Below are 13,843 nucleotides of genomic sequence, written 5' to 3' on the forward strand. Positions count from 1 at the left end.
GCTCCGCCGGACCTGGACCGAGGATCACGGCGGCTCTAGGAGCGGGGCCCGGCGGTGCCGCGTTCGAGCCGGCATGGGGCTTCTGCCGTCCCGCGTGGTCCGGTAATGCCACGCTCGGGGTCATCGACGAACCAGTGCGTCGCGATGAGGTGCGGATGGCGGCTTCGCAGCTCTGCCAGCCGCTGGTCGACGATGTCGCTGGAGTCGGCCGGGTCGAAGACCGGGAAGAAGGCACCCGGTCGACTTGCTTGGGGTGCCGCGTCTTTCACCAGGGTGTCCAGGATCCGGTGCCGCCGCTGCTGAGGGCTGTGGGCCTGGCGCAGGACAGGGCCGTCGAGCCAGCACAGGGACCACAGGCCCGACAGTGACGATGATGTCCGGATCCCCAGGGGTGCCTCCGTCGGATGGCGTCTGGAGGGTTCGTCGACGGTGCATCCACAGATCTGCGCGCTCGGGCCGCACGGGATACTCGCGGGCAGGTCCGCATCGAGTTCGGGGCGGATCCAGATCCCGAGCAGAGTGTCGCGATGGTGTGGATCGGTGAATTGCCGTCGGTGGTGGGCCAGGTAGTCGCTCGCCTGCCTGATGGCGGCCTCGGTGTGGTCCACGCTTCGGATCAGCAAGAGCATGCTCATGTCGTACCTCTCCTTCAAAGTGGCTGTGTGAGGTGGCTGTTGCGTCGCGACGTGCCGTGCGCCGAGGGGGGCGGGAGGGCGGTCACGTTGCGGCGTCCTGTGTGGTGGGGTGCCAGAGCTGCCACCCGGTGGGGGTGTAGCGGCGCCACTGGTCATCGGGGTGTTCCCGTGCGGCGAGGCCGACCCATTCGTGGTTGAACATGTGGTGTAGCACCATGTGGCGGGCGATGAGGGTGTCCAGCCTGTGCAAGGGCGCCTGCACGACGGCGAGCAGGCGTTGCGGTTCGTGCCGGCTGTGGTGTCCGTCGGTGAGGGACTGCCAGGGCAGGCCGGGCTGGAGGTCGCTGGTGTGTCCGTTCATGACGCCGAGGCCGCCGCCGGTGACGTTGTGCAGGGTCTTGCTGCCGGCGCCGAAGGTCTGCGGGTCGATGGTGGCGAAGTAGTACTGGCTGTTGATCCAGTGCGCGACGACAAGCGGCGCGGTGAGGATGGTTTCCAGGATGGTGCCGGTCGGGTCGAGGTCGGGGTCGTAGTCGTGGAGGAAGGCGCGGCCGTGCAGGTTGATGCCGCGGGTGAGGGCGCGGGGTGCGATGACGAAGGCGGCGTTGTCGGCCAGGCCCCATTCGGGGAAGACCTGGGCCCAGTCGCGGGCGCGGGCGCGGGTGTGGCGTGCTGCGCGCGCGGGGCGGGGCCGGGTGGGTGCGCCCGGCAGGAGGGCGCAGCGTTCGGCGGCCAGGTGCGTTCCGGCTGTGCGGAGGTCGGCGGTGAGGTTGTCGGCGTCCCGGCGGTGGGTTTCGGGCAGGAGGTGGGTGTCCAGCAGGCGCACGGTGTCGGTGGTGGTGTCGTGTTCGGCCGGCACGAACCAGGTGTCATCGGGAATGGTGATGCCGCGGTAGGCCAGGTGTCGGCGGACCTGGGGGTCGTTGAGCAGCGCGGCGGCGGTGCGGGCGTTGGGGCCCCCGGGGTGCCCTCCGCAGGCTCCGCAGTCAAGCGCGGCCTGGTAGGGGTTGTTATCGGTGTGGGCGCGGTGCCCGCAGAACACGACCAGGCGTGCGAATCCACGGGTCAGGCCCATCAGCGTCAGGATGGTCTCGGCGGTCGCGGCGCGCTCCTGGAGGGTGAGGGCATCCGCGATGGAGATCTCGGTCGGCGGGGCGGGGGTGATGCGGCGGGTCCACCACGCGCGTGTGGCGCCGGCGGCGCGGGGGGTGAAAGTCTTGGCGGCGGCCAGCGGGCCGGCCAACCAGCCGGCGGCTTCGGCGAGCACGAACGGTGCGAGCAGGTCGTACTTGGCGGCGTGCAGGGAGTGATCCGCGGCGGCGAGTGCCCGGCGGCCGGCGAGTGCCCGCTTGGCCGCGCGCTCGTGGCCGGGGGCGGGGCGTTCGGTGATGGTGTGGCCGGGCGTGATCGGGCCCGGGCATTGGGCTCGGGCGGTGCCGCCGGCGAGGTCGCGGTAGCGCATGGCGACGGCGAAGAAGCCGGCGAAGCCCAGGGTCTGGTAGTTGCCGAGCTTTTCCAGGTGGCGGCGCAGCCCTTCGGAGCGGGGATCGATGCAGCACACCACCTGCGCCTGCGGCGGGGTGTCGCTCTGCTCAGGCTGCGGCCGGCTGAGGGCGCCCAGCAGTCGGCCACGGTAGTGGTCCTCGAAGGCGTCTGCCCAGACCAGGGCCCGCTGGTCTATCGGCAGGTGGCGGAGCAGCTGCGCCAGTGCGGTCCGCTGGGCGGCGTCGGTGTCGGTGACTTCCAGCACGCCCAGAAGGTGGTGGGCCCGGGCGGCCGGATCGACGGTGGCCTGCCGGGTGTCGGTCCGGCTGACGGAGGCCGCGGCCCATGCCGTGCCGTAGGTGTGGGTGCCGGCGAGCGCGGCGGCTTCGGTGGCCAGCCGCAGCGCGAGGTAGTCGACCAGGTCGATGCCGCTGTCGGGCTGCTCGCCCTGCCACCGGATGTGGGCGGCGAAGCCGGGAAGGCAGGCCAGGTGGGCCTGCAGATACTCGGCGCGCCGGTCGTCGGGGACGCCGAGCATGCTCAGCGCCTCCACAACGGCGTGCTCGGCGTGCTCGGGCAGATGCCGCAACCGTGCCCGTATCGGCCGCGGCAAGGCCGCGTCGTGGGCGGCCAGCGCCCGCCATGCGGGGTAGAAGCCGCGGTCGCGGCCCGGCATCCGCCAGGCGGACTGGCCGTCGTCCAGGTAGGCAGTGCACCACTGGATCGTGTGGGTGTCGAGCAGGGCGGTCACCTCGGGGGCCAGTGTTTCCGCCGCGGTGCGTACCTGGCGGCGTGGCGGTGGGGCCGTGATGCCCTGGTGCAGATCGGCCAGCAGGAGTTCGACCGGGTCGTAGACGCGGTTACCGAGGGTGAGTGAGGATCTGCGCAGCGCCGCCGGGTGGCGCCGGGCCAGTGCCGCACGCAGATCATCGTCGGTGATCCGTCCCTGCTGCCAGGCGTCACGCAGCCAGGTTTCGTCCGGGGTGACGCGTGCTCCGAGCAGATCCGCGGCAGTGGTGATGGCTTCGGTGAACGGCCGGTCCATCAGGCCGGACAACGGGTTGACCGCGATGAAGTCGGCCAGTGGCCAGGTCGGGGCCAGAAACCCGGCCGCGTCGGCGATCTCGGCGCGCACTGCCGCCGGTTGTGTGACGGCAGCGGGGGTGACGTCGATGGCGGGGCTGGTGGTCATGAGTTACGAACCCTCTCTTGCGTGAGCACGGCGGCAGCGGTGGCGGGACACGGTCGTGTGGCGTCCGGGGGACCGCGCGTCCGGACGGGCGGCGGCTTTGCTGTCAGAGCCGCAGATCGCTTTCCCGGGAGCCAGGGCCCGGGACCAGATCACGCCCGGGCTACTTCCGGCTGGGCGACCGGCCGCGGGCGTGGTGCCGGCTCCAGCCGCGGCGGGTGCGACCCGGTGGCGGTGCGCGTGCGCTGCTGCCCGGCGGACAGCGCTGCCACATAGAGGCGGTCGCGCCAGCGGTCGAGACCGATCGCGGGTGCCAGGTGGAGCAGCAGTGCGCCGGCCGCAAGCACCGTCACCAGGGTCGCCAGCAACCAGGCCGGGACGGCGGCGGGGCCGGCGGTGGGCACGCTCGGGGCCAGGAACTTCGTGACCGCTTCCACCACGGCCAGGTAGCCGATGGCCGCGCCCGGGAGCACGATCACCATGGCGGCCAGCGTGCCGACGGTCGGGTGGTGGCGCAGCCAGCCCCAAGCCAGCCGTGCGGCGGTGGCTACGGCGAAGACCAGCAGCGCTACGCCGCCGGCGTGGGGGGGCAGCCACCAGGCCGCCACCGCCACCGCCGCGACGGCGGCGGCACCGGCAAGGGCAGCGAGCTGCGCCACGCGCGGCGGAGTCATCCGGGGCGCGGGAGGAGCCAGGGTGCGGCGAGTGTAGCGCTGCACGGTGGAGCCCGAGCCGAGAAACAGGGAAGCCTTGAACAGTCCGTGCGCCACCAGGTGCACCACCGTTGCGGCGTAGAGGCCCAGTCCGCAGGTCACGAGCATGAACCCCATCTGCCCGATCGTGGAGTGCACCAGCGCACCCTTGATATCGGGACGGGTCAGCATGATCGTTGTGGCGGCCACGGCACTGGCGGCTCCGATGGCGAACGCCAGGTGGGTCGCCACGGGCGCGGCACCGAAGATTGGTGCCAGCTTCACCAGCAGCACCCCGCCCGCGTTGACCACGCCGGCGTGCAGCAGCGCCGAGACCGGGGTCGGTGCCGCCAGACTCGCCGGCAGCCATCGGTGCCAGGGCATCTGCGCGCACCGCGTGGCCGCGGCGACCACCAGCAGGCAGGCCACAACCGTGCCCACCGTGCCGCCGATGGCCGCGTCGCCCTGGTGGCGCAGGTCGAGATCGCCCCAGACCGCGACCGTGAGGGCAACCGCGGCCCACAACGCGGCATCCCCGATGACCACGGCCCGCGCGGTGCGGCGGGCGGCGTCGACGGCCGAGGGCGCCGGCCGGTACACACCGACCAGGCGACACAAGATCACCCCGGTCAGCGACCATGCCACCGCCAGGGTGACGAGGGTCGCCGCGGTCACCATCGCCGCGGTCGCTGCGGTCAGCGCCCCGGCCGCGGCGGCGAACCGGGCCGCGGCTGGATCTCCGTACAGATAACGGCGGGCGAACGCCTGGACCACGGCGCTGACCGTGCACACCAGCAACAGCACGATCGCCCCGACGCGGTCGACCACCAACCCGGTCCAGGCGCGCCCGTCCGGGTGGGCCGCCACCATTTCCACCGGCCCGCTGACCACCACCGTCACCGCCAGCGCCCCCGCCAGCGCGGTGGCCAACAGCGCCGCGCCGGCTCCCAGCGCGGGCGCCATGCCCCGCACAGGCCGGATCGATCCGGCCACCGCCGCGACGGCGGGAAGGGCTACCAAGGCCAGCAGCATCATCCCCGTCACTGCGTCGCACCTTCCTGATCCGCCTGCTCCGCCCGGCCGCTGGCCCTCGGGGCTGCGGTGATGCCGGTGGGGGCGGCCTGCTCAGCACCGGCGCCCGCCGCAGTCCCGGGGGCCGGGCGGAGGTGTTCCAGGCAGTGCGGCAGCAAGGCACGCCCGTCGAAACCGCCGATCCGCACCCGGACGAACTCATCGCGCACCACGCAGTACAGCGACCGGCCCCGCTCCAGTTCGCGGGCGATATAGGCACCCACGCTCTGCGCGGCGCCCCGCCGGCCCCCCGGCGGACTGGTGTCGATCACCACGTCCGGCGGCGGCGAGGCCCACCGGCGCGCGCGGCCCTGCGCCTCCTCGACGGCCGTAGGCGCCGTTCCGGCCAGCACACGCATCATCTCGGCGTCGACCACCGCGCCCGCCTCCCCCAGCACGGCCTCCTGCGAGTACGCCGCCTCGTCGTAGCCCATGGACACCCACCTCCCAAACACGTCACCGATTACACGTGATCTAATACGCGACATGAATCATACGACACAGAAGTCGTGCTTGGCGAGGCGTGACATGCGCAACACCCGATCGGGTAAGGTTGCGGACGTGCAGGAGTGGACGTTTCTCACCAATCACGCCCATGTGCTGTTGTGCGTGGTGCGCGATCCGCAGGTGCGCATGCGGGATATCGCCGAGCAGGTGGGCATAACAGAACGGGCCGCGCAGCGCATCGTGGTCGACCTGGTCGAGGCCGGCTACCTGGAACGCACCCGGGAGGGCCGGCGCAACCGATATCGGCTGCACAAGGAGCTGCCCCTGCGGCACCCCATGGACCGTGACACCGATATCGGGCAGCTCGTGGCCCTGCTCGCCGGCACCGACGCCACCCTCGACAACGCCACGTGATGCTCACCGTCCACCCCTATGCGGGCACACAGGTCGCGCTGGCAACCCGGCACGGCAAGCAGCAGGCACTGGCGCCGGCCCTGGCGCGTATCCCCGGCATGTCCCTCGTGCTCGCCGACGACGTCGACACCGACCAGCTCGGCACCTTCACCGGCGAGATCCCCCGCTCCGGGTCGGCGTCCGAGACGGCGGTCCGCAAGGCGCGCCTCGCGATCGAGGCGACCGGCCTCGGGCTCGCCGTGTCCAGTGAAGGCTCCTTCGGCCCGCACCCGGTCGCACCCATGCTGAGTGCCGGCCAGGAGATCCTCGCCTTCGTCGACACCGTTCGGGATGTGTGCATCCTGGAGCGCCGGACCACGAAGACGAACTTCAGCCACACCACGACCCGCCGCCTCGACGAGGCCGCCGACGCCTTCCTGGCGCGCGTCGGCTTCGGCGACCACGCGGTCATCGTCCGCCCCCACAGCACCGCCGACGCGCAGGCGCCGGGCCCCCTCGTCAAGGGCATCCAGAACCGCGCCGACCTCGACGCGGCGATCAGCCAGTGCGCCGCGCACTCCACCGATGGCCTGGCCCGGCTGGAGACCGACATGCGCGCCCACCTCAACCCCACCCGCATGCGTGAGATCAGCGCGCTCGCCCACCAACTCGCCTCGCGGCTGGCCACCTTGTGCCCGGATTGCGGCACCCCCGGATACGGCCTGGTGGACCGCGAACCTGGTCTGCCCTGCGGCGCGTGCGGCGATCCCACCCGGCTCACCCGGGCAACGATCCACGGGTGCGCCCGCTGCCCGCACCGCAGCCGCCACCTACGCGACGACAACCAGCGCAGCGCCGACCCCACGTTCTGTGACTACTGCAACCCCTGACCCGGGACATCCCGCGCAGGCCCACCCGCCATGCGCCCGAAGGAGCGTCACCCCGTGATCCCCCTGACCGCAGCCGCGATCGCCGCAGCCACCGACGGCCACCTCGCCCCCGGGACCGACCCGTCCCTGCCGGTGACCGCGCCCGCCAGCATCGACTCCCGCCACATCCACCCCGGCGGCATCTTCGCCGCCCTCCCCGGACAGCACACCGACGGTCACCACCACGCGCCCGCGGCGGTCGCCGCGGGCGCGGCCCTCGTACTCGCCTCACGCCCGCTGCCCGCCCCGGCAGTCCAGGTCGCCGACGTCACCCGCGCACTTGGCGACCTTGCCCGCCACGTCGCCGGCCAACTACCGGCGACCGTGATCGGCATCACCGGGTCGAACGGCAAGACCACGACCAAAGACCTCGCCGCCCAGGTACTGGCACACCACGGCCCGGTCACCGCCACCGACCGCTCCTTCAACAACGAACTCGGCTTCCCCCTCACCGTCCTGCGCGCCACCCCCGACACCCGCTACCTCATCCTGGAAATGGGCGCACGTGGCCGCGGGCACATCAGCTACCTGTGCGACCTGGTCACACCCCGCGCGGGAATCGTGCTCAACGTCGGCACCGCCCACCTCGGTCAATACCCCGACGGGCAAGCCGGGATCGCCGCGGCCAAGAGCGAACTGATCACCGCACTCCCCCCGGCCGACCACGGCGGGCTGGCCATCCTCAACGCCGACGACCCACTCGTCGCCGCGATGGCCCCGCTCACCCCCGCCCGCACGCGATGGTGGAGCCAGCATCCCCACCCCAACGGCGTGTACGCCCGGGATGTGCACCTCACGCCCCACGGCCAGGCGTGCTTCACCCTGCACACCCCCGAAGGCACGGCACCCGTCATGCTCCGCCTGACCGGCCGGCACCACCTCGGCAACGCCCTCGCTGTCGCCGCCCTTGCCCACGGACTTGGCCTCGACCACCACACCATCGCCCAAGCCCTAAGCGCCGCCGAACCCACCAGCGGCGGCCGCATGCAGACCATCGTGCGCGACGACGGTGTCACGCTCATCCATGACGCCTACAACGCCAACCCCGACTCCATGGCCGCCGCTCTGACCACCCTGAGCACCATGCCCGCCCGCCGCCGTATCGCGGTCCTCGGCGAAATGGCCGACCTCGGTGACCACTCCGCTCGTGCCCACCACCAACTCGGCGTGCTTGCCGCGCGCGCCGGCCTCGACGTCCTGATCACCATCGGCACCCAAACCGCGCCCCTGATCGCCGAGGCCGCCGACACCGGGCACAACAACCTCGACATCATCTCCGTCCCCGATACGCACGACGCCCACGAAGTGCTCAATCGGATCCTTCGCCCCGACGATCTGGTCCTGATCAAGGCATCTCGCGCCGCCCACCTCGAACACCTCGTCACCGCGCTCAGCAACCACTGAACCGGCAGGAGCCGCGCCGGCCTCAGCCGCGGGGACCGGCCGCTCGGCGAAGCCGATCCGTGATCGCCAGCCCGAGCCCGTCCGGCACAGGAACCGATGCCACGATGACCTCGCACCCATGCCGGTCGAAGTCACGGAGAAACTCATAAAGCTGCCGCGCGTACCGCGCATGCGAGTCCGGCACCACGATGACGCGCTGCCCGGCACCCGAACCGGCATCACCCGCGAACTCGGGTGGCACAAGAACACCGACGCGGCACCCCTGCGCTCGCAGGTGCTCGGCCAGGCCAAGCACCTGGCCCGGCTCGACCAGGAGCACCCGAGCCCGCGGCGCGTAGTGCGACGGAAGCTGCCCCGGAACCCGGACAGCACTCTTCCCCCGCACCGGCACAGAGCCGCCCAGTACCTGCTCAAGATCCTCCCGTGACACGCCCCCCGGGCGCAGGATCGCCGGCTCACCGGTCAGATCGACGATCGTGGACTCCACACCGACCGCGCACGAGCCGCCGTCTAGCACGTAGTCGACGTCGCTGCCCAGCCCCTCGCGGACGTGACTGGCCGTCGTGGGACTGACCGAGCCGAACCGGTTGGCCGACGGCGCCGCCACACCACCGCCGAACGCCGTGAGCAGTGCGAGGGCAACCGGATGGTCCGGCACCCGCAGCGCGACGGTCTCAAGACGACCGGTGACCGCAAGCGGAACACGGCGGGCCCGCCGAAGCACCAGGGTCACCGGCCCCGGCCAGAAACGCTCTGCGATGCGACGCGCTGCGTCGGGCACCTCCACAACCCAGTCAGGGAGCTGATGCGCACCACTGAGATGCACGATCAGCGGGTGCGTCGACGGCCGCCCCTTGACCGCGAAGACACGCTCCACCGCGTCGACGTTCTCCGCGTCCGCGCCGAGCCCGTACACGGTCTCAGTGGGGAACGCGACCAGCCCACCCGCGCGCAGGGTGCGAGCAGCACGTTCAACACTGTCAGGCGCGATTTTTAGTTGATCGGACAACATCCGTTCACTCCTCACCACGACAGTCTGGCACACCGCCGACCAGCGTGATCACCAGATGCCCGGCCCTGATAACAGGGCTTGACCAAGTTCCGTGAGTGTCGGGGTTGTTGGTGATGCCCAGGATGGCGAGTGCTTGTTCGGGTTCGTGGCGGATGGCGCGGGTGGTCTTGGCGATGTTGTCGGCTCCGAGGATCTTCAGGGGCCGATGGCGAGGTTGCGGAAGGCGGCCATGGCGCGGGGTGCACTGCCGGCGTGGACGGTGGAGGCGTCCTCGGCGAAGGTGACGTCTCGGATGTAGTGGGAGGAATTCTCGATTCCCCAGTGCCCGCGGATGGCGGCGGCGAGGTCGGCGGGGCTCATCTGGTGGGTGTCCAGGCTGGTGACGGCGTAGACGCTCTCGCGGCTCTCGGGCTTGCCGGTGGGCTTGCGGCGGCGGTGGACGCGCAGAGAAGTCGCCCACCCGGAGTGGATGAAGACGTTCTGGGTGACCCGCAAGCTCGCCAGGACCACCGCCATCGGTGAACTCCGACTTTCCCACCTCCGGGTCGAGCAACGCAAGATCCGGGGATGCGTGCTCGACGTCGTCAGCTAGAAGCCCTCCACGCGCGGACTCCCTGAGCGCCAGCAGAGCCCTGCTTCTCCTTATTGGGTGAGCCATGCGTTAAAGGAAAAGCGGGACCGCTCACCCTCCCGAGTGATCCACCGAGCGGACCCGCGCCAGAGGCGCCAGCTACGAGGCCACCAATCTGAACAAAAGCACTTGACAGGGAATGTCCTTGCGTCCGGTGGTGGCGAAGGTGGTGTCCGTCGCAGGCGTGGCGCCGGCAGCGTTAAGCAACTCGTCAGCCGGTTCCGGCATTCCGATACCGAGGAACTGGGTGAGGCCCACTTCTGTACGTCCGGGATCGCTGACGTGCTGTTCGTACGGGATGACCAGGCGGGGACGGCGGGACGGCTCGTCTCCCTCGAAGAGGGCACGGGCGAGCAGCAGGGAGTTCACGACGATCAGCCGCCCCAAAGCGGTGGCCGGGTCGGGGTCGTCCTGCGGAAGGAGCGGGGCGAAGGCCGTACGCCACCTGGGTGCGCGGGCCGTCGCGGCAACCTGCGCGTAGCGGTCGCCGTAGCGCCAACGATCCCAGAGCCGGCCGCGGGCGAAAGAGGAAGCGATTCCGATGGGTGCCCGGGTGAGGACGACCGCCGGCGACTCAGGCAGCATCCCCAGCACGGTGTCCGTGGCGAAGAAGAGATTCGTCTCCTTGACCAGGTGCCGGGGTTGCCCGTGCAGGTCACTGAGTGCGCACAGGAGATGGTGCCAGCCCAAGCCGCTGAGACCGGTGCCCTGAAGACTCGGCGGCACGCGGTTACCAGGCGACAGCGGGTGTTCGCGGCCCAGCTGCTGACGGAAAGGCTCGTTGTGCTGCGGCATCGCCCCACGCAACGAGTCGGACAGCCAGTTCGAGCCGACCCTCTCGAAGATGCCGAGGGCGAGCGCTGGCGGCGACGCTGGCCTTCCGTCCCGCTCGTTGAGGTGGGCGGCCAGGCGCACGACGATGCTACGGATCGTGCCGTCGGGCAGAGCCGCGCTCAACGCGGGGTGCGGCGTCGCGGGCGGTAAGGGTGCCGCGCCGGGGTCCGTCTGTTCGTGACTTGTTGTCATGACCCGCAAACGTAGAGCCACTTCGGTCACCCACCCCTGAGGAAAACTCAGGGCTGAGTAACGCTCAGGGTCTGCATATGCCTATGACGTGAGTCGCTTGACGCTACGCAGCGGCCTGGGCTGCCTGGGGGCGGGCACCCAATGTCTGGCCCAGCGCCCGTTCTACCGAGATCAGGATGACCACCCGTTCAGGGTCCGGGGCTGGCGTACGGCCATATCGCTTTCCGTAACGAGCAACCGCGTCTTCAACCACAGCCTCGTCGGTGCACACCTCTGCCACGCCTTCAAGCGTGGCCCACCGGCCTCCGTCGACCTGGCACACGGCCACGCGGGCTTCACCCCCACCCGCGAGAATGTTGGCCACTTTACGGCTCGATTTGCGGGTGATAACTCGGGCCACTCCAGTGGCGACATCCACCGTCACACCGACTGGCACGACGTGCGGTCGCCCATTGGGCCGCAGCGTGGTCAATGTGCACAGATGGTACTCGTCCCAAAACTCAAGGTAACTGTCCGGCTGGGTGGATATCGCATTCGACATGGCTGAAAGCGTAAACGCCTCAGTTGCCCGAACTGCCCCAGAGTGACCGCCACCACACCCCTCCCGATCAGCCACTTTGTCCATTTCGCGGGCGTTTGCGAGAGTGCCCGTCTCACCTTGAAGTCTCAGCTTGATAACAGAGTCGCCCATCGAGTCGCAAAGTTGATCCGTTCACGCCAGACCATAAAAACCCAGTTCAGAGCCTCGTACGAGATTGAACAAGGCTGATTTACATCGCTTTGACCGGTCGAAGTTACCTGCCACATACACGAATCGATCATGCTTTTTAGGCCATGTCTTGTCTGAAGCGTCACGTACTGTCCAAAGAGGTTCCCGGGAGCTCCACGGGGCGGCCCCGCTCGGGGCGTCAGTGCGTGTTCGCGTACGTGACATCCGAACCGACGGGAAGCCCTGGATGCTTGGCATCCCTCCCCCTGCAAGGGGGTTTTGTGGGGCGCAGGCGCAGCCGACTGCGGTCGCTTCCGGCGCCGGGAACCGGACGTCATCGACATGGGCGCGGTGTCGCCCGGCTCGGGGGAGCCATCACCTGCCGGTTGGAGGGATTACTCAGTGTGGTCGGATAAGAGTGGTCGAGACTCGGCGGAGTCCGAGGTTCCCGCTCAGGACGGAGTCAACCGCCGTCGCCTTGGGCGCTGGCGTACAGCTACGGCCCGGACGGTGGAGAAGGATCTGCACCGTCTGATTCGGCGGGAGCTGCAAGACCTCGGGGTAACTCCCCCGCTCGACGTTCACGACCTTTGCGAGAAGCTGAGCCGGCGGCGCGGGCGCCCGCTGTTTCTGCGTGCAGCTCCGCTGCCCAAGCCCGGACCCTCGGGCATGTGGGCGGAGTACGACACCTACGACGTGATTCTGTACCAGCAGGAGACGACCGAGCTGCACCAGGATGGGATCATCCTGCACGAGGTCGGACACATCCTCGTGGCGGAGAACGAGAAGGCAGCCGAGGACTCCGCCCGTGAGGTGGAGACGGAGACGCCGGACACCGCCCCTGATGAAGACGCGGCGGCCGTCGACGTGGAGGGGTGGGCCACCCTGCTGCCGGTCTTCGGGACCGAGGCGGTCAAGCGTGTCGCCCAGCGTTGCTCGTACGACGACGGCGAGGAGTGCTCCGTCGAACTCGTGGCGACGATCATCCTGGAGTGGTCGGCCCTGCTCGCAAACTCCACTCCTCCGGCTGATGATCCCGCCCTGCGCCGGGTCGAGGCGGCTCTTGGCGACCGGCGAGGATGGCTGTAACTCGTGGAACTCCTGCTCCTGGGGCTCCTGGCCGCACTGGTCTGGAAGCTCTACCAGTGGAAGCGAAGCCCGCATGACGCACCTCTTCGCTCGGTCACCCTCTGCCTGCTCTGCGCTGCGCTCTCATACCCCGTAGCGATGCCCGGCGGCGCGTCCGGAGTCGACACCGTCGCAGGCCACGGGACCGCGAAGCTGATCCAGAACGTGCTGTTGCTCCTGACGGTCTACTTCCTCATGTGCTTCTACCTCTACTCCGCCGCTGACGAAGAAGCGGGGCGTCGGCGGGCGCGCAGGGAAGCCGTGCTCGTCGGGGTCGTCGCAGTCGCGATCACCGTGGCTGCGGTGTCGGTGCCGCACGAGGTCTTCGCCGGCAGCTTCAGCACAGCCGACATGACGATTCCCCAGATCGCCTTCTTCTACGGAGGCGCTGGCCTCTACCTCATGTATGCCCTCGGCATGGCGTTTCGGTGGACTCGCCGATACGCTCGCATGTCCCGGCGCCCGCACTCCACCGGGCTCTGGATGACCGCCGTCGGCCTGGGAGCGATGGCCGTAGCGTGCGCGATTCGAGCCGTCATCGTCGCCGTTCGCTCAGCAGACGTGGACGTGCCACATCCCCTTATGGCGGCCGTGGCCTTCCTCTTGGTCGCATCAATCCTGCTGTTCGCCGCGGGTGTCACCTACTGCGGAGCCCGGGCGCGAATCTCCTCCCTACGACTCTGGCTTCAACACCGGCGTGATCACCGTCGCCTCTCGCCTCTGTGGGAGTTGTTGGCGGAGGCGTATCCGGACAACGTGCTGAGGCCGGCATCCTCTGCTGCACTGGACCGATGGCGGGCCCGTGGCGTGCACCGGCGCTACCACCGCCGCATCGTGGAGTGCCGCGATGGCCTGGTGGACATCAGCCCGTACCTGCTGGACGAGGGTGACGACAGCACAGTCCTCAACGTCGACTCCGCCGAGCTCGCCGCCCGGCTCCGCCGGGCCTCCGCTCGGATCGAGAAGGGGGTCCCCGCGCCCCGCCGCGCGGTCCCGCTCGCGATGGCGCTGGGGAGCGACCGCGAGTCGGATGTGAAACAACTGATTGCGGTATCCGACGAACTGCGCGCAGCCGCATGACCTCGCAAGATC

The 13,843-nt window shown here is 69.9% G+C and carries 13 protein-coding genes; 5 read left to right on the forward strand and 8 right to left on the reverse strand.

Features of this window, described 5'->3' with window-relative positions; all coding sequences use genetic code 11:
* Positions 1-35 precede the first annotated feature (35 nt).
* The 4 genes from BLT97_RS21580 to BLT97_RS21595 form a co-directional block, all read right to left on the reverse strand.
* Positions 36-635 carry a hypothetical protein gene (locus tag BLT97_RS21580; protein ID WP_070200849.1) on the reverse strand — a complete coding sequence of 200 codons (600 nt, stop codon included), beginning with the start codon at positions 633-635 and terminating at the stop codon, positions 36-38.
* Between the two features lie 82 nt (positions 636-717).
* The gene (locus tag BLT97_RS21585) at positions 718-3,312 is read right to left on the reverse strand and encodes a DUF2309 domain-containing protein (RefSeq protein ID WP_070200848.1); all 2,595 of its coding nucleotides are present in this window, start codon (positions 3,310-3,312) and stop codon (positions 718-720) included.
* 149 nt (positions 3,313-3,461) lie between these two features.
* The gene (locus tag BLT97_RS21590) at positions 3,462-5,036 is read right to left on the reverse strand and encodes a proton-conducting transporter transmembrane domain-containing protein (RefSeq protein ID WP_070200970.1); all 1,575 of its coding nucleotides are present in this window, start codon (positions 5,034-5,036) and stop codon (positions 3,462-3,464) included.
* A 5-nt stretch (positions 5,037-5,041) separates the two neighbouring features.
* Positions 5,042-5,506, reverse strand: a complete 465-nt coding sequence (locus BLT97_RS21595) for a hypothetical protein (protein WP_070200847.1) — start codon at positions 5,504-5,506, stop codon at positions 5,042-5,044.
* A 127-nt stretch (positions 5,507-5,633) separates the two neighbouring features.
* Here BLT97_RS21595 and BLT97_RS21600 point away from each other — a divergent pair, with 127 nt between their 5' ends.
* The 3 genes from BLT97_RS21600 to BLT97_RS21610 are packed head-to-tail and all read left to right on the forward strand — an operon-like array spanning position 5,634 to position 8,245.
* Positions 5,634-5,933, forward strand: a complete 300-nt coding sequence (locus BLT97_RS21600) for a helix-turn-helix transcriptional regulator (RefSeq protein WP_079167233.1) — start codon at positions 5,634-5,636, stop codon at positions 5,931-5,933.
* Positions 5,933-6,802, forward strand: coding sequence for a DUF6671 family protein (locus BLT97_RS21605; RefSeq protein WP_070200845.1), 870 nt, complete (start codon positions 5,933-5,935; stop codon positions 6,800-6,802). Before BLT97_RS21600 ends, BLT97_RS21605 begins: the two co-directional genes overlap by 1 nt.
* A 54-nt stretch (positions 6,803-6,856) precedes the next feature.
* A complete protein-coding gene (locus BLT97_RS21610) occupies positions 6,857-8,245 on the forward strand; it encodes a UDP-N-acetylmuramoyl-tripeptide--D-alanyl-D-alanine ligase (protein WP_070200844.1) in 1,389 nt (462 codons plus the stop codon).
* A gap of 22 nt (positions 8,246-8,267) precedes the next feature.
* Here the strand turns inward: BLT97_RS21610 and BLT97_RS21615 are convergent, their stop codons facing one another.
* The 4 genes from BLT97_RS21615 to BLT97_RS21630 all read right to left on the reverse strand — a co-directional run bounded on the left by BLT97_RS21615 (position 8,268) and on the right by BLT97_RS21630 (position 11,455).
* Entirely contained in the window at positions 8,268-9,257 is a 990-nt protein-coding gene (locus BLT97_RS21615) for an L-threonylcarbamoyladenylate synthase (RefSeq protein ID WP_070200843.1), read from the reverse strand.
* Positions 9,258-9,452: 195 nt separating this feature from the next.
* Positions 9,453-9,773, reverse strand: coding sequence for a DDE transposase family protein (locus BLT97_RS21620; protein WP_070200842.1), 321 nt, complete (start codon positions 9,771-9,773; stop codon positions 9,453-9,455).
* A 214-nt stretch (positions 9,774-9,987) separates the two neighbouring features.
* A complete protein-coding gene (locus BLT97_RS21625) occupies positions 9,988-10,914 on the reverse strand; it encodes a hypothetical protein (protein WP_093612728.1) in 927 nt (308 codons plus the stop codon).
* Between the two features lie 103 nt (positions 10,915-11,017).
* A complete protein-coding gene (locus BLT97_RS21630; RefSeq protein WP_079167232.1) occupies positions 11,018-11,455 on the reverse strand; it encodes a pyridoxamine 5'-phosphate oxidase family protein in 438 nt (145 codons plus the stop codon).
* A gap of 678 nt (positions 11,456-12,133) precedes the next feature.
* Here BLT97_RS21630 and BLT97_RS21635 point away from each other — a divergent pair.
* Positions 12,134-12,712, forward strand: a complete 579-nt coding sequence (locus BLT97_RS21635; RefSeq protein ID WP_070200840.1) for a hypothetical protein — start codon at positions 12,134-12,136, stop codon at positions 12,710-12,712.
* A 3-nt stretch (positions 12,713-12,715) separates the two neighbouring features.
* Positions 12,716-13,831 carry an MAB_1171c family putative transporter gene (locus BLT97_RS21640; RefSeq protein ID WP_093612730.1) on the forward strand — a complete coding sequence of 372 codons (1,116 nt, stop codon included), beginning with the start codon at positions 12,716-12,718 and terminating at the stop codon, positions 13,829-13,831.
* Positions 13,832-13,843 lie beyond the last annotated feature (12 nt).

Origin of the sequence: Streptomyces indicus (assembly GCF_900100315.1) — a bacterium.
Classification (GTDB): domain Bacteria; phylum Actinomycetota; class Actinomycetes; order Streptomycetales; family Streptomycetaceae; genus Streptomyces; species Streptomyces indicus.

Bases quoted from the DNA above. Each gene is read 5' to 3' on its own strand.
- BLT97_RS21580 (WP_070200849.1), bottom strand. From the start codon at position 635: ATGAGCATGCTCTTGCTGATCCGAAGCGTGGACCACACCGAGGCCGCC.
- BLT97_RS21585 (WP_070200848.1), bottom strand. From the start codon at position 3,312: ATGACCACCAGCCCCGCCATCGACGTCACCCCCGCTGCCGTCACACAA.
- BLT97_RS21590 (WP_070200970.1), bottom strand. From the start codon at position 5,036: ATGATGCTGCTGGCCTTGGTAGCCCTTCCCGCCGTCGCGGCGGTGGCC.
- BLT97_RS21595 (WP_070200847.1), bottom strand. From the start codon at position 5,506: ATGGGCTACGACGAGGCGGCGTACTCGCAGGAGGCCGTGCTGGGGGAG.
- BLT97_RS21605 (WP_070200845.1), top strand. From the start codon at position 5,933: ATGCTCACCGTCCACCCCTATGCGGGCACACAGGTCGCGCTGGCAACC.
- BLT97_RS21615 (WP_070200843.1), bottom strand. From the start codon at position 9,257: ATGTTGTCCGATCAACTAAAAATCGCGCCTGACAGTGTTGAACGTGCT.
- BLT97_RS21620 (WP_070200842.1), bottom strand. From the start codon at position 9,773: ATGGCGGTGGTCCTGGCGAGCTTGCGGGTCACCCAGAACGTCTTCATC.
- BLT97_RS21625 (WP_093612728.1), bottom strand. From the start codon at position 10,914: ATGACAACAAGTCACGAACAGACGGACCCCGGCGCGGCACCCTTACCG.
- BLT97_RS21630 (WP_079167232.1), bottom strand. From the start codon at position 11,455: ATGTCGAATGCGATATCCACCCAGCCGGACAGTTACCTTGAGTTTTGG.